The 21,608-nt window shown below is 65.3% G+C and carries 18 protein-coding genes; 15 read left to right on the top strand and 3 right to left on the bottom strand.

From position 1 onward, the window contains the following. The first annotated feature begins 59 nt into the window (after nucleotides 1-59). The 3 genes from AC1VVG_RS32880 to AC1VVG_RS32870 all read left to right on the top strand — a co-directional run bounded on the left by AC1VVG_RS32880 (nucleotide 60) and on the right by AC1VVG_RS32870 (nucleotide 4,081). On the top strand, nucleotides 60-2,459 hold the full coding sequence (locus AC1VVG_RS32880) for a putative bifunctional diguanylate cyclase/phosphodiesterase (RefSeq protein WP_034190070.1): 2,400 nt from the start codon (nucleotides 60-62) through the stop codon (nucleotides 2,457-2,459). 20 nt (nucleotides 2,460-2,479) lie between these two features. Next, the gene (locus AC1VVG_RS32875; protein WP_482837503.1) at nucleotides 2,480-3,217 is read left to right on the top strand and encodes an iron-containing redox enzyme family protein; all 738 of its coding nucleotides are present in this window, start codon (nucleotides 2,480-2,482) and stop codon (nucleotides 3,215-3,217) included. A 117-nt stretch (nucleotides 3,218-3,334) separates the two neighbouring features. Beyond that, nucleotides 3,335-4,081: a response regulator transcription factor gene (locus AC1VVG_RS32870; protein ID WP_034190072.1), complete on the top strand. Its 747-nt coding sequence runs from the start codon at nucleotides 3,335-3,337 to the stop codon at nucleotides 4,079-4,081. A 233-nt stretch (nucleotides 4,082-4,314) separates the two neighbouring features. Here AC1VVG_RS32870 and atpC read toward each other — a convergent pair whose 3' ends face one another. Both atpC and atpG read right to left on the bottom strand, forming a co-directional pair. Next, nucleotides 4,315-4,755: an ATP synthase F1 subunit epsilon gene (atpC, locus tag AC1VVG_RS32865; RefSeq protein ID WP_034190073.1), complete on the bottom strand. Its 441-nt coding sequence runs from the start codon at nucleotides 4,753-4,755 to the stop codon at nucleotides 4,315-4,317. Between the two features lie 9 nt (nucleotides 4,756-4,764). Then, nucleotides 4,765-5,634, bottom strand: coding sequence for an ATP synthase F1 subunit gamma (atpG, locus tag AC1VVG_RS32860; protein WP_059561356.1), 870 nt, complete (start codon nucleotides 5,632-5,634; stop codon nucleotides 4,765-4,767). 147 nt (nucleotides 5,635-5,781) lie between these two features. Between atpG and AC1VVG_RS32855 the strand changes: the two genes are divergently transcribed. The 9 genes from AC1VVG_RS32855 to dapA all read left to right on the top strand — a co-directional run bounded on the left by AC1VVG_RS32855 (nucleotide 5,782) and on the right by dapA (nucleotide 16,881). Further along, nucleotides 5,782-6,741 carry a phosphate acetyltransferase gene (locus AC1VVG_RS32855; RefSeq protein ID WP_059561045.1) on the top strand — a complete coding sequence of 320 codons (960 nt, stop codon included), beginning with the start codon at nucleotides 5,782-5,784 and terminating at the stop codon, nucleotides 6,739-6,741. Between the two features lie 10 nt (nucleotides 6,742-6,751). Next, nucleotides 6,752-7,972, top strand: coding sequence for an acetate/propionate family kinase (locus AC1VVG_RS32850; protein WP_482837502.1), 1,221 nt, complete (start codon nucleotides 6,752-6,754; stop codon nucleotides 7,970-7,972). Continuing rightward, complete coding sequence (locus AC1VVG_RS32845) at nucleotides 7,969-9,090, top strand: alpha/beta fold hydrolase (protein ID WP_049032569.1); 1,122 nt, start codon at nucleotides 7,969-7,971, stop codon at nucleotides 9,088-9,090. Before AC1VVG_RS32850 ends, AC1VVG_RS32845 begins: the two co-directional genes overlap by 4 nt. A gap of 17 nt (nucleotides 9,091-9,107) precedes the next feature. Then, nucleotides 9,108-9,869: an enoyl-ACP reductase FabI gene (gene fabI, locus AC1VVG_RS32840; RefSeq protein ID WP_034190077.1), complete on the top strand. Its 762-nt coding sequence runs from the start codon at nucleotides 9,108-9,110 to the stop codon at nucleotides 9,867-9,869. Nucleotides 9,870-10,373: 504 nt separating this feature from the next. Next, nucleotides 10,374-11,801 carry an FAD-binding oxidoreductase gene (locus AC1VVG_RS32835; RefSeq protein WP_049032567.1) on the top strand — a complete coding sequence of 476 codons (1,428 nt, stop codon included), beginning with the start codon at nucleotides 10,374-10,376 and terminating at the stop codon, nucleotides 11,799-11,801. 95 nt (nucleotides 11,802-11,896) lie between these two features. Further along, a complete protein-coding gene (locus AC1VVG_RS32830; protein ID WP_473375730.1) occupies nucleotides 11,897-12,997 on the top strand; it encodes an ABC transporter substrate-binding protein in 1,101 nt (366 codons plus the stop codon). A 30-nt stretch (nucleotides 12,998-13,027) separates the two neighbouring features. Then, nucleotides 13,028-14,137, top strand: a complete 1,110-nt coding sequence (locus AC1VVG_RS32825) for an ABC transporter ATP-binding protein (protein ID WP_034190079.1) — start codon at nucleotides 13,028-13,030, stop codon at nucleotides 14,135-14,137. A 3-nt stretch (nucleotides 14,138-14,140) separates the two neighbouring features. Further along, on the top strand, nucleotides 14,141-15,943 hold the full coding sequence (locus tag AC1VVG_RS32820) for an ABC transporter permease subunit (RefSeq protein WP_185732804.1): 1,803 nt from the start codon (nucleotides 14,141-14,143) through the stop codon (nucleotides 15,941-15,943). 26 nt (nucleotides 15,944-15,969) lie between these two features. Next, nucleotides 15,970-16,881 (top strand): 4-hydroxy-tetrahydrodipicolinate synthase, encoded by a 912-nt coding sequence (dapA, locus tag AC1VVG_RS32815; RefSeq protein ID WP_049028609.1) that lies wholly within the window; start codon nucleotides 15,970-15,972, stop codon nucleotides 16,879-16,881. Between the two features lie 14 nt (nucleotides 16,882-16,895). On the opposite strand, the gene AC1VVG_RS32810 is transcribed toward dapA, so the two are convergent. After that, a complete protein-coding gene (locus tag AC1VVG_RS32810) occupies nucleotides 16,896-17,726 on the bottom strand; it encodes an IclR family transcriptional regulator (RefSeq protein WP_034190081.1) in 831 nt (276 codons plus the stop codon). A gap of 103 nt (nucleotides 17,727-17,829) precedes the next feature. Here AC1VVG_RS32810 and AC1VVG_RS32805 point away from each other — a divergent pair, with 103 nt between their 5' ends. The 3 genes from AC1VVG_RS32805 to proC all read left to right on the top strand — a co-directional run bounded on the left by AC1VVG_RS32805 (nucleotide 17,830) and on the right by proC (nucleotide 21,607). Next, nucleotides 17,830-18,990, top strand: coding sequence for an alpha-hydroxy acid oxidase (locus AC1VVG_RS32805; RefSeq protein ID WP_482837501.1), 1,161 nt, complete (start codon nucleotides 17,830-17,832; stop codon nucleotides 18,988-18,990). A 109-nt stretch (nucleotides 18,991-19,099) separates the two neighbouring features. Next, nucleotides 19,100-20,728 carry an electron transfer flavoprotein-ubiquinone oxidoreductase gene (locus AC1VVG_RS32800; protein ID WP_482837500.1) on the top strand — a complete coding sequence of 543 codons (1,629 nt, stop codon included), beginning with the start codon at nucleotides 19,100-19,102 and terminating at the stop codon, nucleotides 20,726-20,728. A 66-nt stretch (nucleotides 20,729-20,794) separates the two neighbouring features. Then, nucleotides 20,795-21,607: a pyrroline-5-carboxylate reductase gene (proC, locus tag AC1VVG_RS32795; protein WP_482837499.1), complete on the top strand. Its 813-nt coding sequence runs from the start codon at nucleotides 20,795-20,797 to the stop codon at nucleotides 21,605-21,607. Nucleotide 21,608 lies beyond the last annotated feature (1 nt).

The raw sequence follows: 21,608 nt of genomic DNA, 5'->3' as shown, positions 1-21,608 counted from the left end.
GCGTCGCGACGCGGCTGGCCGGCGGTATCGAGAAGAATCAGAAAAGCAGTCAATCAGGTATGGAAAACATTTCGAAGCTCCAGAGTCAGCGCAGCTCGTTTCACGTGTGGCCATGGAGTCCGGCGCTCGGCATCCTGCCGATCGTCGTCGTGATCGTCGCGCTGGCCGGGTTCGTCGCGGTCAGCCTGATCGTGATCATGTCGCTGCGCGTGTACGTCGGCGGCGAAAGCAGCTGGTCGAAGGCGCAGAAGGACGAGATCATCCTGCTGACCCGCTACGGACAGACCGGTGACGAAAAGCTGTTCGACGATTACCTGGCGGTTGACCGCACCCTCACGTTTCTCGGCGTCGCCCGCCGCGCGATGATCAGCGTGCCGCCGGACCACCGCGCGGCGCGCCAGGCGCTGATCGACGCGGGCATCAATCCCGTCGATGCGGTCGCGGTGGTGTGGTTCTATCCGATCCTGAGCAGCTTCGCGCGCCTGAACGCCGCGTTGCAATACTGGGAGGACGCGGACCGGCAACTGGTCAACCTGCGCGCGATCGCGAACGCGCTGCGCGCGTCCGTGCAGGCGGACGACGTTCGACGCACGAGCCGCCTGAACCGCGCGGTCTGGGACTTCAACTCGCACATCGAGCCGCTGCCGAAACGCTTTTCCGACGAACTGAGCGCCGAATTCCGTTCGGCCGTCATCCAGCTGTTCCTGTCGTACGTCGCGGCCTCGCTGCTGATCGTCCTGCTGTCGGTGCGATGGGCGAGCCGCGCGCAGCGCCAGCAGGCGTCGATGCAGACCGAGCTGGACCGTAGCCAGGCGTTCGCGGAAGCGGCGCTGCGCTCGGTGGCCGATGCGATCGTCACGATCGGCCTCACGCGCAGCATCGAGACCGTCAATCCGGCGGCCGAGCAGCTGCTCGGCGCGCCGTCGCGGCTGTGTGTCGGCAAGCCGATCAACGACGTGCTCGACCTGATCGATACGTCGACCGGCATGTCGATCAAGCTGCTCGCGTCGCTCAGCAACAGCGGCGATCACACGTTCACCCGCGATCTCGACCTGATCCGCGTGTGCGGCGCGGCGGTGTCGGTGCGCGCATCGCTGTCGAGAATGGACAACGCCGCGGGCCGCTGCGTCGGTTACGTGCTGATCCTGCGCGACATGACGCGTGAATACCAGTTGATCGAGAAACTGACCTGGCAGGCGTCGCACGATGCGCTGACCGGTCTGATCAATCGCACCGCGTTCGAACAGCGCCTGGGCGACGCGTTGACCCACCGCGGCGGCGGCATGTTGATGGTTCTCGACCTGGACGGATTCAAGGAAGTCAACGACGTGTGCGGGCACGCGGCCGGCGATGCGCTGCTGCGCGACGCGACCGCGGTGTTCGCGCGCTGTCTCGCGGACGACGACGTGTTCGGCCGGCTGGGCGGCGACGAATTCGGCATCCTGTTGCCGGCCGGCCGCAACGGCTCGCCGGACGACGGCAAGGCCGAGCGCATCCGCGCGTGTCTCGAGGATTTCACGTTCCTGTGGGAGGGCGAGCCGTTCAAGATCAGCGTGAGCATCGGCGTGCTGGATCTCGCCTGTCGGCCCGAGAGCGTCGAGAAGGCGATGCAGATGGCCGACATCGCGTGCTACATCGCGAAGGACCGCGGCCGCAACCGCGTGCACGTCGCGGATTCGCGCGACATGAACTCGGGACGCCAGGCGTACCACATGCAGTGGAGCCGCCGCGTGAAGACGGCACTCGAAACGAATTCGTTCCAGTTGTATGCGCAACGCATCGTGCCGATCCAGCCGGCGCACGGCGCGCAGGAGCGCGCGGAGATCCTGCTGCGCATCCCGGACGCCGACGGCAAGCTGATCTCGCCGGTCTTCCTGCCGGCCGCCGAGCGCTACGGCCACATGACGATGATCGACCGCTGGGTCGTGCGTAACGTGATCCGGCGGCTCGCGCGGCTCGAACGGCGCCAGTACGTCGAATACAACGTGAACCTGTCGGCGATGTCGATCACCGACGAGCGCTTCGTGGAGTTCGCGATCGCCGAGCTGTCGGCGTCGGGGCTGGACCCGACGCTGCTGTGCTTCGAAATCACGGAGACGAGCGCGGTCCGCAACCTGGAGGTCGCGTCGCGTTTTATGCACGAGCTGCGCGACCTCGGCTGCCGCTTCGCGCTCGACGACTTCGGCGCCGGCATGTCGTCGTTCTCGTATCTGCGCCAGTTGCCGATCGACTACCTGAAGATCGACGGCGGCCTCGTGGCGACCATGACGTCCGACAGCGTCAAGCGCGGCATCGCGTCCGCCATCAACGACATCGCTCACGTGATGCAGTACCGCACCGTCGCCGAGCACGTCGAGGACGAGGCGACGGCCGAGATGCTTCGCGCGCTGGGCGTCGACTATTGCCAGGGCTACTACTTCAGCCGCCCCGCACCCTGGCAGGAAGGGGGATTCCATTGAACCAAGCGAGGAACGAACGCATGAGTGCTCCATTTGAACTGACCGGCGACCTGATGGACCTGACGAACTATCCGGCCTGGCTGCGCGACGTGGTCGGCGCGACCGACGAGCTGAAGGCCCGTGTCCGAGCGCATCCGGTGTTCGCGGCGATGAGCGGCGGGACGCTGTGCGCGTCGCAACTGCGCGCGTTCTTCGTGACCGGCTGGGCGGTGGTCAGCCAGTTTCCGGAATACATGGCGATGAACCTGGTGAAGACCGCGGCCTATCGGTCGCGCGGCGACGAGAAGGCGCGACGCTATCTGATCCGCAATATCCGCGTCGAGCAGAACCACGTCGATCACTGGGCCAACTGGGCTGCGGAATCGGGCGTGACGATCGACATGCTGCTGCACGGCGATGCGCCGCTGGACGGATTCGCGCTGAGCCACTGGTGCTGGAAAAGCAGCAGCGCCGACGCGCTCGCGCCGAGCATCGCCGCGACCAACTACGCGATCGAAGGCGTGACCGGCGAGTGGAGCGCGTTGCTGTGCGCATCGCCGTATGAACGGCAGTTCGACCCGGCCGTGCGGCATCGCGCGATGCGCTGGCTCAAACTGCATGCCGACTACGACGACCGGCATCCGTGGGAAGCGCTCGACATCGTCGCGACGCTGCTCGGCCAGTCGCCCGCGGCCCGCGACGTGCGGGACGTCGAGGCGTCGATCCGCAAGAGCCTGAGCTATCTACTGACGAGTCTCGATTGCTGCATGCATGTGTAGTTGGCTGCGCCGCACGTTCGCGGGTTCGTGCAGGCCGCGCCCGGCCGTTCCGGCCGGAAGGCGGGCCGGCGTGACGTCGCGATACGCCGTGCGGGCCGTCGTGCTGGACGATTTTCCATGGCCACCCACGTTCTTGTCGTAGAGCCCGATCCGCGCATGGGCGACCGGATCCGCGCGCTCCTGCGCGGCTGCCAGATCGCCACGTCGGCGCTCGACGACGCGTCGCGGCTGCTGGCGCACGTGACGGCCACGCCGCCCACCCTGATCGTGATGCGGGTCGAACGGCCGGCCACGACGTTCTACATGGCGCTCGGTGCGCTGCGGCGCGCCGGTCACGACATGCCGGTGATCGTGATCAGCCGCGACGCGCAGGTGCTCGACAAGGTCGTTGCGCTCGAAATCGGCGCGGACGACTATCTGGTGGAGCCGTTCGACCCGATGGAACTGATCGCACGCGTGCGCAGCGCGATGCGCCGCTACGCGCCGAACCGTCCCGTGTCGGTGCGCGCGCCGGTGAATCCCGAATCGTACGCATTCGGCGACATCGAGGTGAATTTCGTCACGCGGCGCGCCACCCGCGCGGGACAGGACCTCGGGCTGCGTGCCAGCGAATTCGCGCTGCTCGCGCTGTTCATCTCGCAGCCGATGCGCGTCCTGTCGCGCGCGGAGATTCTCGCGCTGCTGGGGCTGAGCGTGGCCGGGCGCTCCGAGCGCGGGCTCGACGTGCTGATCTTCCGGCTGCGCAACCTGGTCGAGCAGGCGGTCGGCGATTATCGCTACATTCGCACCGTGCGCGGGAAGGGCTACATTTTCGTGCCGCTCGGCAGGCTGGCAGACGAAGCGGATGCGTTGCCGCACGCGTGAGCCGGGCGGCGGCCGTTCCGGGCCGGGATTCGGCGGAAATCGACACCCCTGCGAACGGCGTTTTCGCGCTGCGTCTTCATGCAGACCCGCTCGGGCTGTTCGGGCTGCTCCAGCGTCGAGAAAGGGCGGGGAGACTTTCGCGGACCAAGGTCCAAAACAAAAATAATGGCGGGCGATGGAAAAATCCCGTCCAATTGCGATGCCGTGCTTCTCACTACTGCCGTCAGGTCAACTCACTCCCGCGATGCGGGTTGCCGCAGTGCCAGCGCGAAGAAGCGCCGGATCTCATCCATCAATTCCGTGCGGGCCGACGCGAAATCGAACGCGCGCCGGTTTTCGTGCGCGTAGCGCTGGCGCCAGTCGTCGGCCGCATGCCGCGCTTCGCGTGCGCGCAGATCGTCGAGTTCGGGCGTGCGCAATGCGTGATCGGCGATCAGCGTCACGCCGTCGCGGCTGACCTCCAGCACACCGCCCGCGACGAGGAGACGGCGATGCTCGCCGGTCGGCGCATCGACGAGCATCACGACGCCCGGCCGGATCCGCGTGAGCAGCGGCGCGTGATGCGGATAGATCCCCAGTTCTCCGCTTTCCCCCGGAACGACGACGAAATGCGCGTCGCCGGCATACAGCACCGCTTCCACGCTCACGATGTCGAGCCTCATCGACGTCTTCATGGGACTCCTTCAGACCGCCGCCGCGCCGGCGACGATTTCGCACAGCTCGGTGGTGATCTGCGCCTGTCGCGTCTTCTGGTACAGGTGCCTCAGTTCGCGCAACACGCGGTCGGCGTTGTCAGTCGCGGTCTGCATGCTGAACATCCGCGCGCATTGCTCGCACGCGTAGTTCTCGACGACGGCCTGATAGAGCATCGCCTCGACGTAGCGCAGCAGCAACGTGTCGACGACGGGTTTGGGCGCGGGCTCGTACAGATAATCGGACGCGGCCGCGCCGTCGGTCGGCGCGCTGGTGTCGAGCCCCGCGATCGGCAGCATCGCATCGATGCGCGGTTCGTACGCGAGCGGGCTCGTCAGCCGGTTGTACGCGACGTGCACTTCGTCGAGCTCGCCGTTGACGAACGCGGTCAGCGGCACGAGCAGCGCTCCGAGCAACTGCTCGAAGTGCGGCTCGGCGGCCAGGCCGCTCGCGCGCGCCGTGATGGTCGCGCCGTGGCGCAGCAGCGGCGCGATGCCGCGCGCGCCGATCACGCTCAGTTCGCATGCGACGCCGGCCCGGTCCCAGCGTTCGAGCGCATCCACGCATTCGACCAGCAGCCGCGCATTGAGCGGGCCGCACAGCCCGCGATCGGTGCTGACGACGATCAGGCCGACGCGGCGCACGGTATCGCGTCGCGCCATCAGCGCCGATACGTAGTCGGGACGGTCGCGCAGCACGCGTTCCGCCATCGCGCCGATGCGCGCCGCGTACGGGCGGAACTCACGCGCGCGTCGCTGCGCGCTCGCCATCTTGGTGCGCGCCATCATTTCCATCGCCTTGGTGATCTTGCGCGTGGACGAGGTACTGGCGATCTTCGAGCGGATTTCGCGTATGTGCATGTCAGGGAGGGGCGTCGGGGCCATCCGGATGTCATCGTGCGGCTTCATGCTATCGGGACTTCACCTGAAACGATTGACTGAAATCAAACGACGTCGCCCGGTCCCGCACCAGAATCCGTTCACGTGATCCTTGCAAAGGGGCAGTCGATGACCGAGTTGCGTACGCATCAGAAATACGAAGCGCTGATTGCGCGTTGCCGCGCGTTACGCCCGGTGACGGTCGCGGTCGCGCATCCTTGCGACGAGGTATCGCTGCATGCGGCGGCCGCAGCCGCTCGGGCCGGTATCGTCGTGCCGGTCCTGGTCGGCCCGGTGGCGCGCATCACGATGCTCGCCGCGACGCTCGGTGTCGACCTGTCCGGCTATCGGCTCGTGGATGCGCCGCACAGTCATGCGTCGGCGGCACGCGCCGTCGAACTGGTGCGCGAGGGCGACGCTCAGGCGCTGATGAAGGGCAGCCTGCACACCGACGAGTTGCTGGCGGAGGTGGTGCGCGCCGATACGGGGTTGCGCACCGGGCGGCGCCTGAGCCACGTGTTCATCATGGACGTGCCGACTTACCACAAGCCGCTGTTCATCACCGACGCGGCCGTCAATATCCGTCCGACGCTCGAGCAGAAGGCCGACATCGCGCAGAACGCGATCGATCTCGCGCACGCGCTCGGCATCGCCCGGCCGAAGGTGGCGATCCTGTCGGCGGTCGAGACGGTCAGCTCGAAGCTGCCGTCGACGCTCGACGCGGCCGCGCTGTGCAAGATGGCCGAGCGCGGCCAGATCACCGGCGCGCTGCTCGACGGGCCCCTCGCGTTCGACAACGCGATCAGCCCGGAGGCCGCGCGCCTCAAGCATCTCGGTTCCGAGGTCGCGGGCGATGCGGACATCCTCGTCGCGCCCGACCTCGAGGCCGGCAACATGCTCGCGAAGGAGTTGACGTTCCTGGCGAATGCCGATGCGGCCGGCATCGTGCTCGGCGCGCGCGTGCCGGTGATCCTGACGAGTCGCGCCGACAGCGAACGCACGCGCCTGGCGAGCTGCGCGGTCGCGGCGCTCGTCGCGGCGGCGGCGGCGCCCGTGGCCACGCCGGCGGTTGCGGCCGGCACGCACTGACGGCGCCGCGATGCGACATCCCGTCCTGGTGCTCAACGCCGGCTCGTCGAGCCTCAAGTTCTCGGTCTACGACACGCACGAGGATCGCTCGCTCGATGCGGGCCTGCACGGGCAGGTCGAGAACCTGCATGGCACACCGCATCTGTTCGTGGCCGATGCGCACGGCGAGGTGCTCGCCGACAGCGCCGTCGCGCGACCGGGGCATCAAGGCGCGATCGAGGCGCTGCACACGTGGTTCGCCGCTCATGTCGGACGAGAGGCCGCGTTCGACGGCGTCGGGCACCGGGTCGTGCATGGCGGTCCGTATTTCACCGCGCCGGTGCGGATCGATGCGCGCGTGCTCGATGCGATCGCGTCGCTTTCGCCGCTCGCGCCGCTGCACCAGCCGCATCACGTCGACGCGATCCGCGCGGTTGCCGCCGTGGCGCCGAACCTGCCGCAGGTCGCGTGTTTCGACACCGCGTTCCATGCGACGGTACCGGCGCTTGAACGGGAGTTCGCGCTGCCGCGCGCGCTGACCGAGCAGGGCATCGTGCGCTACGGGTTTCACGGGCTGTCGTACGAGTACATCGCGACGGCGCTCGCGGCCCTCGATCCGTCGTGGGGGCGGCAACGGACGGTCGTCGCGCACCTCGGCAACGGCGCGAGCCTGTGTGCGCTCGCGAACGGCCGCAGCGTCGCGACGACGATGGGGTTCACGGCCGTCGACGGACTGCCGATGGGCACGCGCACGGGCGCGCTGGACCCGGGCGTGATCCTGTACCTGCAGCGTCACGCCGGCCTGTCGCTCGACGAGGTCGAGCATCTGATCTATGCCGAATCGGGCTTGCTCGGCGTGTCCGGCGTGTCGAGCGACATGCGCACGCTGCTCGCGAGCGACGCGCCGTCGGCCGCGCACGCGGTCGAGCTGTTCGCCTATCGCGCGGCCCGCGAACTCGCCGCGCTGGCCGGCGTGCTCGGCGGCCTCGACGCGCTCGTGTTCACGGCAGGCATCGGCGAGCACGCGCCGCGCGTGCGTGAACGGATCTGCAGCCGCGCGGCGTGGCTCGGCATCGTGCTCGACGACGCGGCGAACGCCGCCGGCCTGCCGGTGATTTCGAGCGACGCGTCGCGCGTGACGGTGCGCGTGATCCCGACCGACGAGAACCTGATGATCGCGCGGCACACGCGCCGCGTGCTGGACGACGCAATCCCTTCCACGCCGTATCCGACCTCGCGAGACCTCCGATGACAGCACGCGACACGTCTTCCCCTGCCGTCAGCGCCCCCGCGCTGCCGATTTTCTGGCCGATGGCCGCCGCCACGGCGATGTTTGCGGCCGGCTCCGAGATCACGGCGCGCAATCTCCGCTTCCTCTCGGAAGAGGAGAAGCTCCATTTCGAAGCGCATCCGGCGCTGGCATCGGCGAACCGGCCGTTGCTGGAGCTGCGGACGATGACGTTCCGCGATTATTCGTCCGCGCCGGCACATGGGCTGCCGACGATCGTCGATGCGCCGTACGCGGGGCACAGCGCGATGATCGCCGACTACCAGCCGGGGCAGAGCCTGATGCAGACGCTGCGCGAGCACGGCGTGACGCGTCTGTACCTGACCGACTGGCGCTCGGCCACCGAGGACATGAAGGACCTCGAGATCGACCAGTATCTGGCCGAGCTGAACGTGTGCGTCGACGAACTCGGCGGCCGCGTGAATCTCGTCGGCCTGTGTCAGGGCGGCTGGATGTCCGCGATGTACGCGGCGCGTTTCCCACACAAGGTCGCGAGCCTCGTGCTGGCAGGCTCGCCGATCGACACCGACGCGGGCGACGGCCCGATCAAGCAGATGGCGCACACGTATCCGACGTCGTTCTACGAGGAACTCGTCGCGATGGGCGGCGGGCTGATGCGCGGACGCTTCATGCTGCGCGGCTGGAAAAACATGCATCCCGACCAGCACTATCTCGCCGAGCACGTCGACCTGTACGAGCATCTCGACGATCCCGAATACCTGCGCAAGCGCGAGGTGTTCGCGAACTGGTACGAAAGCCCGATCGACCTGCCGGGACGCTGGTACCTGCAGGCGATCGGGCAGATCTTCAAGGAGAACCGGCTCGCGAAGGGCTCGTTCGTCGCGCTCGGGCGCACGCTCGACCTGAAGGACATCGCATGCCCGGCCTATCTGCTCGCCGGCGAGGCCGACGACATCACGACGCCGGAGCAGGTGTTCGGCGCGCGCGATCTGCTCGGAACGCCTGCGTCGAGGATCGAGAGCCGGCTCGTGCCGGGCGGCCATATCGGCCTGTTCATGGGGACGCGCACGCTGAAGACGGTGTGGCCCGACATCGCGCGATGGATCGCGGCGCAACGCTAGGCCGGCGGGGGGGCGACATGACATTGCGACACAAGCGGGGGCTCGTCGTCGGCATCGCGAACGAGCGGAGCATCGCGTGGGGATGCGCGCGCGCGTTTTGCCGGGCAGGCGCCACGCTCGCGGTGACCTGGCAGTCGGACAAGACCTTGCCGCACGTCGAGCCGCTGTTCGCGCAACTCGACGCGCCGATCCGGATGCCGCTCGACGTCGGGCGGCCGGACCAGATGGCGGCGGTGTTCGACGCGCTTGCGGCGCAATGGGGCGCGATCGACTTCGTGCTGCATTCGGTCGCGTTTGCGCCGAAGGCCGATCTGCAGGGCCGCGTGGTCGACAGTTCGCCGGAAGGGTTCGCGCTCGCGATGGATACCTCGTGCCACTCGTTCATCCGGATGGCGAGGCTGGCCGAGCCGTTGATGACGCGCGGCGGGAGCCTGATGGCGATGAGCTATCTCGGCGCGGAGCAGGTCGTCGCGAACTACGGGGTGATGGGGCCGGTCAAGGCCGCGCTCGAGGCGAGCGTGCGGTACCTGGCGGCCGAACTCGGCGGCGCGGGCATTCGCGTCAACGCGATTTCGCCGGGCGTGCTGCCGACGCGCGCGGCGTCGGGCCTGCCGGACTTCGGCCGGCTGCTTGACGACACCGCGCGCCGGGCACCGCTGCATCACGCGCTCGACATCGACGACGTCGGTGCGTTCTGCGCGTTTCTTGCCAGCGACGGCGCACGGGCGATCACGGGCGGCACGCACTATGTCGATTCCGGTATGCACATGCTCGGTTAGGCTTCCGCATGCATATGAGGCGATCGTCGATCGAGATCCTGCCTCGAAGAGCAAATCCGCTCCGCCGTGCTCACGATGCTGGCCGAGGCGGGCGACACCGCGCCGGCTAGCAGTACCGTAACCGACTGAATCGCCCAGAAAATGCCGGTTAGCGCGGAAGAAAGATAAAAGATCGAGGGCTCGCGAACAGGCCGATTGCGTGCAACCCCAATAGCGGCAAGGGCCGGCTGCAGGCAACTCGGCACCCTGAAGTCGCCACATTTCGCATGAAAAGGACGCATACCCCGCCCGCGTCATCAAGGACCAAACCAACGAACAAACGCTCGGGTTGCGACAAATTGCACCGGATACGCCCTTGATTCAAGCGGAAGCGCTACGGGTTTGCACTCGAATCAATTGCAATGCGATTATTTGTATTCCATTGCAATTTTGATGATCCTATCCTTCGCAACATGAATTGACCGGCGGCAACGGCAACCGGTGCAACCTGGCGAGGAATGGAACATGGAAGTCGAGGTCGGACTGATCGCAGCACTACAAGCGAAATTGGGCGCAGATGCGGTGCTGACCGCCGAAACTGACATGGCGGGCTTCGTCGAGGACTTTAGAGGGCGTTACAAGGGCCGCGCGCTGTGTGTCGCGCATCCGTCGTCGACGGAGCAGGTCGCTTTCATCGTCAGACAGTGCGCCGCGCACGGCGTGTCGGTCCTGCCGCAAGGCGGCAACACGAGTCTGTGCGGTGGCGCAGTGCCGCGCAGCGCGGGTCCGGCACCTGTGATCGTCAGCCTCGCGCGCATGCGGCGCATCCGTGCGCTTGATGCCGCCAATCGCTCGATGGAAGTCGAAGCCGGTTGCATTCTGAAGACCGTGCAGGACGAAGCGGCGGCGGTCAATTGCCTGTATCCCGTGAGCCTGGGCGCGGAAGGTTCCTGCCAGATAGGCGGCACGCTGTCGACGAATGCGGGCGGCACGAGCGTGCTGCGTTACGGCAATACGCGCGACAACGTGCTCGGCTTGGAAGTCGTGCTCGCCGACGGCAGCATCTGGAACGGGCTGCGTAGCCTGCGTAAGGACAATACCGGTATCGATCTCAAACAGGTGTTCATTGGTGCGGAAGGCACGCTCGGCATCGTCACCGCCGCGACGCTCAAGCTGCATCCGCTGCCCACTCACCACGCGCTCGCGTGGTTTGCACCGGTCAGCCCCGAAGCGGCTCTGCGCGTACTCGGCATGTTCCAGACAAACTGTGGATCGCGTCTGTCTGCTTATGAATTGATGAACGCGCGGCAATTGCAGCTCGTGGTCGAGCGCGTGTCGGACCGTCGCAACCCGCTGGCGGAAACGCATGCGTGGCACGTACTGGTCGAATTGTCGGATACGCGCGATGGCGCGGAGATGGAGGCCATCCTGCAGCGCACGCTCGAGGAAGCCGCAGAAGCGGATCTGATCGAGGACGCGATCATCGCCATGAGCGACGCGCAGCGCGCGAATCTCTGGGAAGTGCGCCACAGCGTGACCGAGGCAAACAAGGGCGCGGGCGTGGGCTTGACGACAGATTGTTCGGTGCCGATCTCCGCCGTGCCGACCTTCATCGACGATGCCACGCGCGCCGTGCATGAGATCGCGCCAGATCTGGACGTGGTGATCGTCGGGCACATGGGTGACGGCAATATTCACTTCATCCCGATGTTTTCCTTCTCGGCATGGCAAGCGCTGGCCGATGCGCCGTCGATGGGCAGTGCGCTGCGTCGCGCCGTCAACGACGTGGCGCATCGGCTCGGCGGTTCGTTCAGTGCGGAGCATGGCATCGGCGAAACCGGTCTCGTCGAAATGGCGCACTACAAGTCGTCGGTCGAACTGGCCGCGATGCGCGCCATCAAGCAGGCGCTGGACCCGAACAATCTCATGAATCCGGGGCGTCTCATTCCCTGAGCTTGGCGGATGTGATCGGAGCGCAGGCCAGCTCGTCAATCGGTCGATTACTGCGTTCAATGATTAATACGTAGTACAAATCTTTGGAGTTCACGATGAAGTCGAAGAAATCCGAGCACTGCACGATCGAAAATCCGGCACGCCGAAGCGTGATGAAACTGGCGGCCGCCGGTGCGGCGTCGGCGGCGTTTCCATTTGTCTGGACTCCGGCGCGTGCAGCGAACAAGCGCATCGTCGTTCGAGACGACGGTGGGATCTATACGAAGGCGTACCGGGCCGTCTACTACGAGCCGTTCGCCAAGGCGACCGGCATCGAGGTGGTCGGCGTGCAGGCGAACGCGGAACCGACCGCGCAGATCAAGAGCATGGTGGACGCTGGCAGCTACACCTGGGACATGGCGAAGATCAGCCAGCCGGCCGTGCTGATGCTCACGGCGGGCGGCAAGGAATATCTCGAGCGCCACGGACTCGAAGCCGATCCGGCCGTATCGAAAGTCCCCAGCCAATATATGTCGCCGTTCGCGGTGGGCACGAACGTGTATGCGACCGTACTGGCGTATCGCACCGATGCGTTCAAGGGCCGCAAGGCGCCGTCGTCGTGGGCCGATCTCTGGAACGTGAACGAGTTTCCGGGTCGCCGCGCCATGCGCAAATATCCGTTCGACACCATCGAGGAAGCGCTGATGGCGTCGGGCGTTCAGCCCGGCCAGGTGTATCCCTGCAATCTCGACCGCGCGTTCGCGAGCCTCGACAAGATCTCGAAGCACGTCGATGTCTGGTGGACGACGGGCGCACAGGTTGAGCAGATGCTCGGCTCCGGCGAAGTCGCGATGGTCGCGACCTGGGCGTCGCGCGCGCAATCGGCGATGGCCAACGGTGCACCGGTTTCCATCGTCTGGAACCAGAACATCTGGGGATGTGACAGCTGGGCGATCCTGAAGGGCACGCCGAACGCGAATGCCTGCCGCGAATTCATCAAGTTCGCGACCGATCCGAAGCGCCAGGCGCAACTTGTCGATTACTTCCCGGCGGGCCTCACACTGCCTGCGGCGTTCAATTATGTGAAGCCCGAAGTCGCGAAAAATTGTCCGACCTTTCCGGACAACATGAAGACTGGTGTCCATATCGACGCGAAGTACTGGCTGCAAAACCAGAGTACTGCGCTGGAACGATTCAACCGTTGGATTCTTTCCTGATCTTTCAGCACTTTCCGGATTTCGACGCCAATGTCAGCTACCAATCTCACTGTCAACGGACTCAGCAAACGCTACGGCGATTTCGTCGCGCTTGCCCCGACGGATCTCGACGTCGCCCAGGGCGAATTCCTGACCTTGCTCGGGCCGAGCGGATCGGGCAAGACCACTTTGCTCAGCCTGATCGCGGGGCTGTCGCATCCCGATAGCGGCAGCATTCACATCAACGGGACCGACGTAACCTACGGCGCGCCGTACGAACGTGACATCGGCATGGTGTTTCAGAACTATGCGCTGTTCCCGCACATGACGGTGGGCGAAAACATCGCGTTCCCGTTGCAGATGCGCAAGGTCGACGCCGCCGCGACGCGTAAGCGCGTCGCCGAAGCACTGGAGATGGTGCATCTTCCGCACTTGGCCGGGCGTTATCCGCGCGAGCTGTCCGGTGGCCAGCAGCAGCGGATCGCGCTGGCGCGTTGCATGGTGTATCGCCCGTCGATCATCCTGATGGACGAGCCCCTGGGCGCGCTCGACAAGAAGCTGCGCGATCACATGCAGCTCGAAATCAAGCGCATTCACCGCGACCTCGGCACCACGATCGTCTACGTGACACACGATCAGGAAGAGGCGATGACGATGTCGGACCGCATCTGCCTAATGAACGCCGGCGCGATCGCACAACTTGGCACGCCTGCTGATCTGTATTTTCGGCCCAAAAGCGTGTTTGTGGCCGATTTCCTCGGCGAATCGAATCTGCTCGACGCCACGGTGTCGTCGCGCGACGACGAACGCGTGGGTATCGCCATCGGCGGGCGCCACTGCGGTCACGCGATGGCGTACGACGGCAGCCTGCGCCCCGGCAGCAAGGCGCGGATCATGATCCGTCCGCAGAACCTGCATGTGGAAGCCGGCAACATCGGTGCGGACCAGCCGAACCAGGCGGAGTCGATGCAGGCGCGGCTCACCGACATCATGGTGACCGGCGGCATGACGAAGCTGTATTTGCAGGCCATCGAGCCCGTGAACGGCGGCACGGAAGTGATCGCCGCGTTCCCGACCAACCGGCTCGGCGAGCAATACGAGATCGGCCAGGCGCTGCGCCTGCGCTGGTCGGCGTCCGATGCCGTCGCGATTGCGGAGTAAGTCATGAATCCTTTCGCGCTCACTGTTCCCGCCGAGGCGAACCGCACTGGCCTGCAACGGCTGCGCTGGCGCCGCGCGCTGCGCATCGCCGCGATGGTCGCGCCGATCGTCGTGCTTCTGTCGGTGTTCCTGATTTACCCCGTCGGGCAATTGCTGCTGCTGAGCATTCGCGACGACAGCGGCTTCTCGCTCACCGAATACCGACGGCTGTTCGCGTCGCCCGTCTACATCGAAGTGCTGTGGGTGACGATGAAAATCTCGCTGCTCACGACGTTCTTTTCAGTGCTGACCGCGTATCCCGTCGCGCTGTTCATTTCGACGCTCACGCGCGAGCGCAAGAGCAAGGTGTTGTACTGGGTGCTGCTGTCGTTCTGGACCAGCTTTCTCGTACGTACGTTCGCATGGGTGGTGCTGCTCGGGCGCAACGGCGTCATCAACTGGACGCTGATGCATCTCGGCATCATCGATCAGCCGCTCGATCTCCTCTACAACCTGTCCGCCGTGATCGTCGGCATGGTGCATGCGCTGATGCCGCTCGCGATCCTCACGATGCTTTCAGTGATGGAGAATATCGACCGTCGCCTGCCGACCGCTGCGGCGACGCTTGGCGCGCGCCCGGGCACCGTGTTCTGGAAGGTGTATTTCCCGCTCTCGCTGCCGGGCGTCGCGTCGTCGGCGCTGATGGTGTTCGTCACTGCGATCGGCTTCTTCATCACACCGGCGCTGCTCGGCGGCCGTCGCCAGACCATGATCACGCAGCTCATCATCGACCAGGTGATGCAGGCGCTGAACTGGCGCTTCGCTGGCGCGATCTCGGTGCTGTTGCTCGTGGTGGTGCTGGTGGTGTTCGTGGTCTACGACCGCATGGTGGGTCTTTCGACGATGGCCGGCGGCAGCTCCACGACGGGCACGCCGCAGAGCGGCCGCCGCTGGAGCCGAAAGGCCGGCGACGTCGTGCTGACCGCGCTCGGAAATCTGACCGACGCCGTGTTGCATATTGTGCCTACGCCACGCCGCAGCGCGAGCGGCGACAAGCAGCGTTCGCTCCGCACGGTGGTCTGGCTGATCCTGATCTTCTTGAGCGCGCCCGCGTTCCTCATGATTCCGCTGTCGTTCGACTCGCTCTCGGGTCTCGCGTGGCCGCCCCACGGCTTCTCGTTGCAGTGGTATCAGCAGGTCGCGGATTCGCCGCTCTGGATGCAGGCCGTCACGCGGTCGCTCTTGGTCGGCGTGGGCACCGGCGTGCTTTCGATGGTGATTGGTACACCCGCCGCGTTCCTGCTCGTGCGCGGCGGCCTCAAGTGGAATGCGGCGATGCTGGCCTTCGTGCTCGCGCCGATTGTGGTGCCGCGCATGATTCTGGCGGTCGGGGTGTTCTACTTCTTCGCCCGCATCGGCCTGGTCGGCTCGTCGTTCGGGCTGATACTCGCGCATACGGTCGTGGCTGTGCCCTACGTCGTCATCACGATGATGGCGGTGCTGCGCAACTACGACGTGCGTCTCGATCTCGCCGCGCAGAGCATGGGCGCACGCCGCTTCACGACACTGCGCCGTGTGACGTTCCCGATTCTCGGCGCGGGTTTGATGTCGTCGTTCCTGTTCGCGTTTGCCACGTCGTTCGATGAACTCACGATTGCGCTGTTCACCTCGGGCGGTTTGAGCACGACGCTCCCCAAGCAGTTCTGGGACGAGACGACCATGCAGATCTCGCCCGTGATCGCTGCCGTCTCGACGTGCTTGTTTGTCTTCATTTCGGTGCTGATCGCGGTTGCAGACCGCCTGCGCCGCCGCAGTCTGGCTTCCTGACTGGTTTTCCTTGAGAGATTGATTGAATGATCACTTCACAAAATCTGCGCGGCATCCTGCCCGCGATCCCGACGCCGGTCCATGCGGATGACACGATCGACGTCGACGCCGCGCGCAACCTGCTGCGTTACCTGCTCAAACAGGGCATCGACGGTCTGGTTCCGCTCGGCGGCACTGGCGAATACGGCGCGCTCCCGCGTGCTGAACGCATCCGCATGGCCGAGTTGTCGGTCAAGGAAGTCAACGGCGACGTGCCGGTGATCGCAGGCGTGCTCGACCCGGGCTATCACGACGCATTGCAGGCCGGCAAGGAGTTCGCCGCCGCGGGCGCGGACGGGCTGCTGGTGCTAACGCCGTACTACACGAACCCGACCCAGCAGGGCATTCGCGACTACTTCTTGCGCTATGCGGACGAGTCGCCGGTGCCGATCCTGATCTACGAAATTCCGTACCGCACGCGCATTGCAATCGCGCCGGAGGTGCTGCACGAGCTGTCTCGTCACGAACGCATCATCGGCATGAAGGCATGCAACACGGACATGTGGCACTTCCTGCGCACGGTGGCGGGCGTCGACGAATCGTTCTCCGTGCTGAGCGGCGAGGACACGCTGTTCCCGATGCACCTCGCGGCAGGCGCGCGCGGCGGCATCGTCGTGACCGCGACGCTGTTGCCGACCGCGTGGCGCAAGATTCAGGAGCATGTCGAGAACGGCCGCATCGGGCAAGCGCTCGAATTGCATCGGTCGCTGATTCCTCTCATGAATCTCGCGTTCGCGGAGACGAATCCGGGGCCCATGAAGGCAGTGATGGATCTGATCGGCGTCGACGCGCCGCATATGCTCGCACCGCTCGTGAAGCCAGATGCCGCGCTGGCCACGAAGCTGCGTTCCGAGCTCGCGAAGCAGCTCGCCCTGTTCGAGCCGGGGGTTGCCGCCTGAGCGGCGCTGCTACGTCAGCGACGGAAAGTGGAAAGCCGTGACTTCGAAATGGAAGTCGCGGCGACCTGAATGTGTTTGGCGAGTTCGGCTTCGGCGCGCTCGATCGACCAGCGCGAGGTGGGCACGGCGATGTTGATGGCGGCGACTGCGGTGCCACCATGATCGGTGATCGGCGCGGCCACGGCGATGTCGCCCAGCACGGTTTCGTTCTCGACGATGGCATAGCCGCGTCGCGTCGCGAGCCGGATGCGTTCGAGCAGCTTGTCGGGATTGATTTCGGTGTAGGGCGTGATCGGTTCAAGGCGCGTCTGGGCGAGGATGCGTTTGACCTGCGCCTCGGGCAAGCGCGACAGGATAGCGATACCGGATGCGGTGAACATGGCTGGCAGGCGCGCACCCACGACGATATCGACATTGACGAGGTGACGGCCCGGGAAGCGCGCGACGAACACGATTTCAGTGCCGTCGAGCTCCTGGAGATTGGTGGTCTCGCCGATTTGTCGGCTGATTTCGAGGAGATAGGGCGACGCCTTGTCGACGAGTTCATTGGCGCGAATGTAGTTGTATGAAAACTGCAGCACCTTCGAGGTGAGACCGTAATTTCGGGTGTCCGGCACGCGATAGAGATAGCCGAGTTCCTCCAGCGTATGCACGACGCGCTGGGTGGCGCTTCGATCGAGATCGGCTACGCGCGCGATGTCGCCTAGCGTCATGTGACGGCTCGGTCCGTCGAAGGCGTGCAGCACGCGAAACGTCTTCTCGGTCGAGCCGATGAACAGCGACGAACGCTCGGCTTTGCGTGCGCTTTCCGTTTTGCGCGGGGATTCGGAGGTAGTTTTCGGCATGGACAGTCCGTAGGAGACGGATGGCGGCCAGGTGGCGACGCATCGATTTTCAATCAGTGTAATTGTAATGCAATTATTTTCTCGCGGAACTTCAGGGGCCGACATGCTGGCTTGTATTGACGATTACCGCCGTGCCGCTCGGGCGCGCCTTGCCGGGATTGCATGGGATTACCTCGAAGGCGCGGCCGAAGATGGCGATTCGATGCGCGCGGCGCGCAACAGCTACGGGCGATGGCAGTTCAGGCCGCGTGTCCTGGCGAATGTGTCCGCGTGCTCGCCGGCCACTTCGATATGGGACCGCGAAGTCGCTGCACCGATGATCGTCGGACCAACCGGGCTCAATGGTCTGTTCTGGCCGAGGGGCGACGAGATACTGGCGGCGGCCGCAGCCGAAGCGGGTTTGCCGTTCGTCGTGTCCACGGCGGCAACGTCGTTGCTGGAGGACGTGCGTGCCGCTGCACCGGATGCGGATCTGTGGCTTCAGTTGTACGTGCAGCGCGACCGCGCGATCGCCGAGGACATGATGCGGCGCGCGAGCGATGCGGCGTTCAGCACGCTGGTGTTGACGGTCGATACGCCCGTTCATGGCAATCGCGACCACGATGTGCGCAATGGCTTTCGCATGCCGCTGAGGCCGTCGGCGAAGTTGTTGCTGGACTGCGTCCGGCATCCGCGGTGGTCGTGCCAGATGCTGTGGCACGGCGTGCCGCAACTGCGCAACATCGCGAAGAGCGTGGGCGAAGCCGAGAACCTGGACCGGCAGGCCGCGTTGCTGAGCCGAGAGATGGACCTGGCGTTGCAATGGTCCGATGTCACGTGGATACGGCGTCATTGGCGCGGGCGCGTGGTCGTTAAAGGCATTCTGGATGTCGATGACGCACTTCTCGCTCGCGACGCCGGCGCGGATGGCGTCGTGCTGTCGAATCATGGCGGCAGGCAGCTTGCGAGCGCGCCTGCGCCGCTCGACGTGCTGCCGGCGATTCATCGGCAGGTGGGCCGCGATCTGCGCGTTTTCGTCGATGGTGGCGCGCGGCGCGGTTCGGACGTCGTCAAGGCAGTCTCGCTTGGCGCGACAGCGGTGCTGCTCGGACGCGCACCGCTCTACGGGCTGGCCGCGCGAGGCAAGGGCGGTGTCTCGCATGTGCTCGCGCTGATGAAAGCGGAAATGAATACGACGATGACTCTGCTTGGACGAACCCGAGTCGAGAGCTTGAATCGCGAGTGTGTACGGCCTATTGGGACTTCATTGGCGGAAGTCGATTAAGCGAGTCTGACGAATACTTTTGTACTTGTCTCGCTTCTTCGCTTAGATCTACTTATTTTAAGGATGATGTGACGTGATACACCCGGATTCGAATGCAGCACGCGAATCGATGGAATACGACGTCGTGATCGTCGGCGGCGGCCCCGCCGGGCTGTCGGCGGCGATCCGGCTCAAGCAGCTGGCCGCCGAGAAAGGCACCGAGATCGGCGTGTGCGTGCTCGAGAAGGGTTCCGAGATCGGCGCGCACATCCTGTCGGGCGCGGTGATGGACCCGCGCGCGATCACCGAACTGTTCCCCGACTGGAAGGAACGCGGCGCGCCGCTCGACGTCGAGGTGACGGAAGACCGCTTCCTGTTCCTGTCGGAGAGCAGCGCGGTCACCACGCCCAACTGGGCGTTGCCCGACAACTTCAAGAACCACGGCAACTACGTGATTTCGCTGGGCAACGTCACGCGCTGGCTGGGTCAGCAGGCCGAAGCGCTGGGCGTCGAGATCTTCCCCGGCTTCCCGGCCGCCGAGATCCTCTACAACGATGATGGCTCGGTCAAAGGCGTCGCCACCGGCAACATGGGCGTGGGCAAGGACGGCGAGCCGACCGAGAACTTCCAGCTCGGCATGGAGCTGCACGCGAAATACACGCTGTTCGCCGAAGGCTGCCGCGGCCATCTGGGGCGGCAACTGATCGCGAAGTACAAGCTCGACGCGAACGCGGATTCGCAGGCATACGGGATCGGCATCAAGGAACTGTGGGAAATCGATCCGGCCAAGCACAAGCCGGGCCTCGTGATCCACACGGCCGGCTGGCCGCTGAAGTCCGACACCTACGGCGGCTCGTTCCTGTATCACATGGACAACAACCAGGTCGTGGTCGGCTTCGTGGTGGGCCTGGGCTACACGAACCCGTACCTGTCGCCGTTCGAGGAATTCCAGCGCTACAAGACGCACCCGTCGATCCGCGCGTTCCTCGAAGGCGGCAAGCGCGTGTCGTACGGCGCGCGCGCGATCACGGCGGGCGGCCTGCTGTCGCTGCCGAAGACGGTGTTCCCGGGCGGCGCGCTGATCGGCGACGACGCGGGCTTCCTGAACGCATCGCGGATCAAGGGCAGCCACGCGGCGATCAAGACCGGCATGCTGGCGGCGGACGCGGCGTTCGACGCGGTGCAGGCCGGCCGCCAGTCGGACGAGTTGAACGCGTACCCGGACGCGTTCAAGCAGTCGTGGCTGTACACGGAGCTGTACCGCGCGCGCAACTTCAAGCAGTGGATGGCGAAGGGCCTGTACCTGGGCACGCTGATGGTCGGGCTCGAGCAGAAGGTGATGGGCGGCAACGTGCCGTGGACGCTGCACCACAAGCATGCGGATCACGAGATGCTGAAGCCGGCGTCGCAGTGCGAGCCGATCGAATACCCGAAGCCGGACGGCAAGCTGACGTTCGACCGGCTGTCGTCGGTGTTCATCTCGAACACGAACCACGAGGAGAACCAGCCGGCGCACCTGACGCTGAAGGATGCGAGCGTGCCGGTGAACGTGAACCTGCGCACGTACGCGGGACCGGAGGGGCGTTTCTGCCCGGCGGCGGTGTACGAGTTCGTGAAGAACGACGACGGCAGCGATCGCCTCGTGATCAACGCGCAGAACTGCGTGCACTGCAAGACCTGCGACATCAAGGACCCGACGCAGAACATCGCGTGGGTCACGCCGGAAGGCGGCGGCGGGCCGAATTACCCGAATATGTAATGACGCAGTCCACCGATCGCGCTGCGTCGAAATCAATGAACACCTCATCCAGATAGCGAGCCACTCATGAAGATTGCATTTATCGGCGCAGGAAATATGGCGAGCGCGCTTATTGGCGGATTGATCAGCCGTGGTGCCGCTCCGGGCGATATCGCCGCGATCGACCCGGGCGCAGAAGCGCGCGCGAAATGCAGCACGACGTTCGGCATCGACGCACACGAACGCATCGATTCGGGGCTGTCGGAAAGCGACGTGATCGTGCTGGCCGTCAAGCCTCAACAGATGCAGGCAACCTGTGCATCGATCTCGCCACTGCTGCGGGGACAGCTCGTCATTAGCGTTGCTGCGGGCGTTCGGGTGCGGGAACTGTCGAACTGGCTGGGCGGGCACACACGCGTGGTGCGCGCCATGCCGAACACGCCCGCGTTGATCGGTTTGGGCGCTACGGGTCTTTTTGCATCCCCGGAAGTCGGTGGCGATGATCGCGAAGACGCATCGACGATTCTCGGCGCGGTGGGCGTTGTCAGCTGGTTCGACGCCGAGGACGATCTGGATTCGGTGACGGCGATCTCGGGTAGCGGGCCCGCTTACATTTTCTATTTCATCGAAGCGATGCAGGCGGCCGCTGAAGAGTTCGGATTCTCGTCGGCGCAGGCACGCGCGCTGACGCTTGCGACATTCAAAGGCGCGGTGCAACTTGCGTTCGAATCGACCGATCCAGTGAGCGTGCTGCGCGAACGCGTGACCTCAAAGGGGGGGACAACGGCTGCTGCGCTCGCCACATTCGCGCGGGCCGATGTCGCCACGAGTATCAAGCGCGGTGTGCTCGCGGCGAAAGTTCGCTCGAAACAGCTCGGCGACGAATGGGTTTCTGTATAAC

Source organism: Burkholderia sp. L-4 (genome assembly GCF_056856535.1).
The sequence above is the reverse complement of the archived record's forward strand: the minus strand, read 5'-3'. Positions and strand labels throughout refer to the sequence as shown.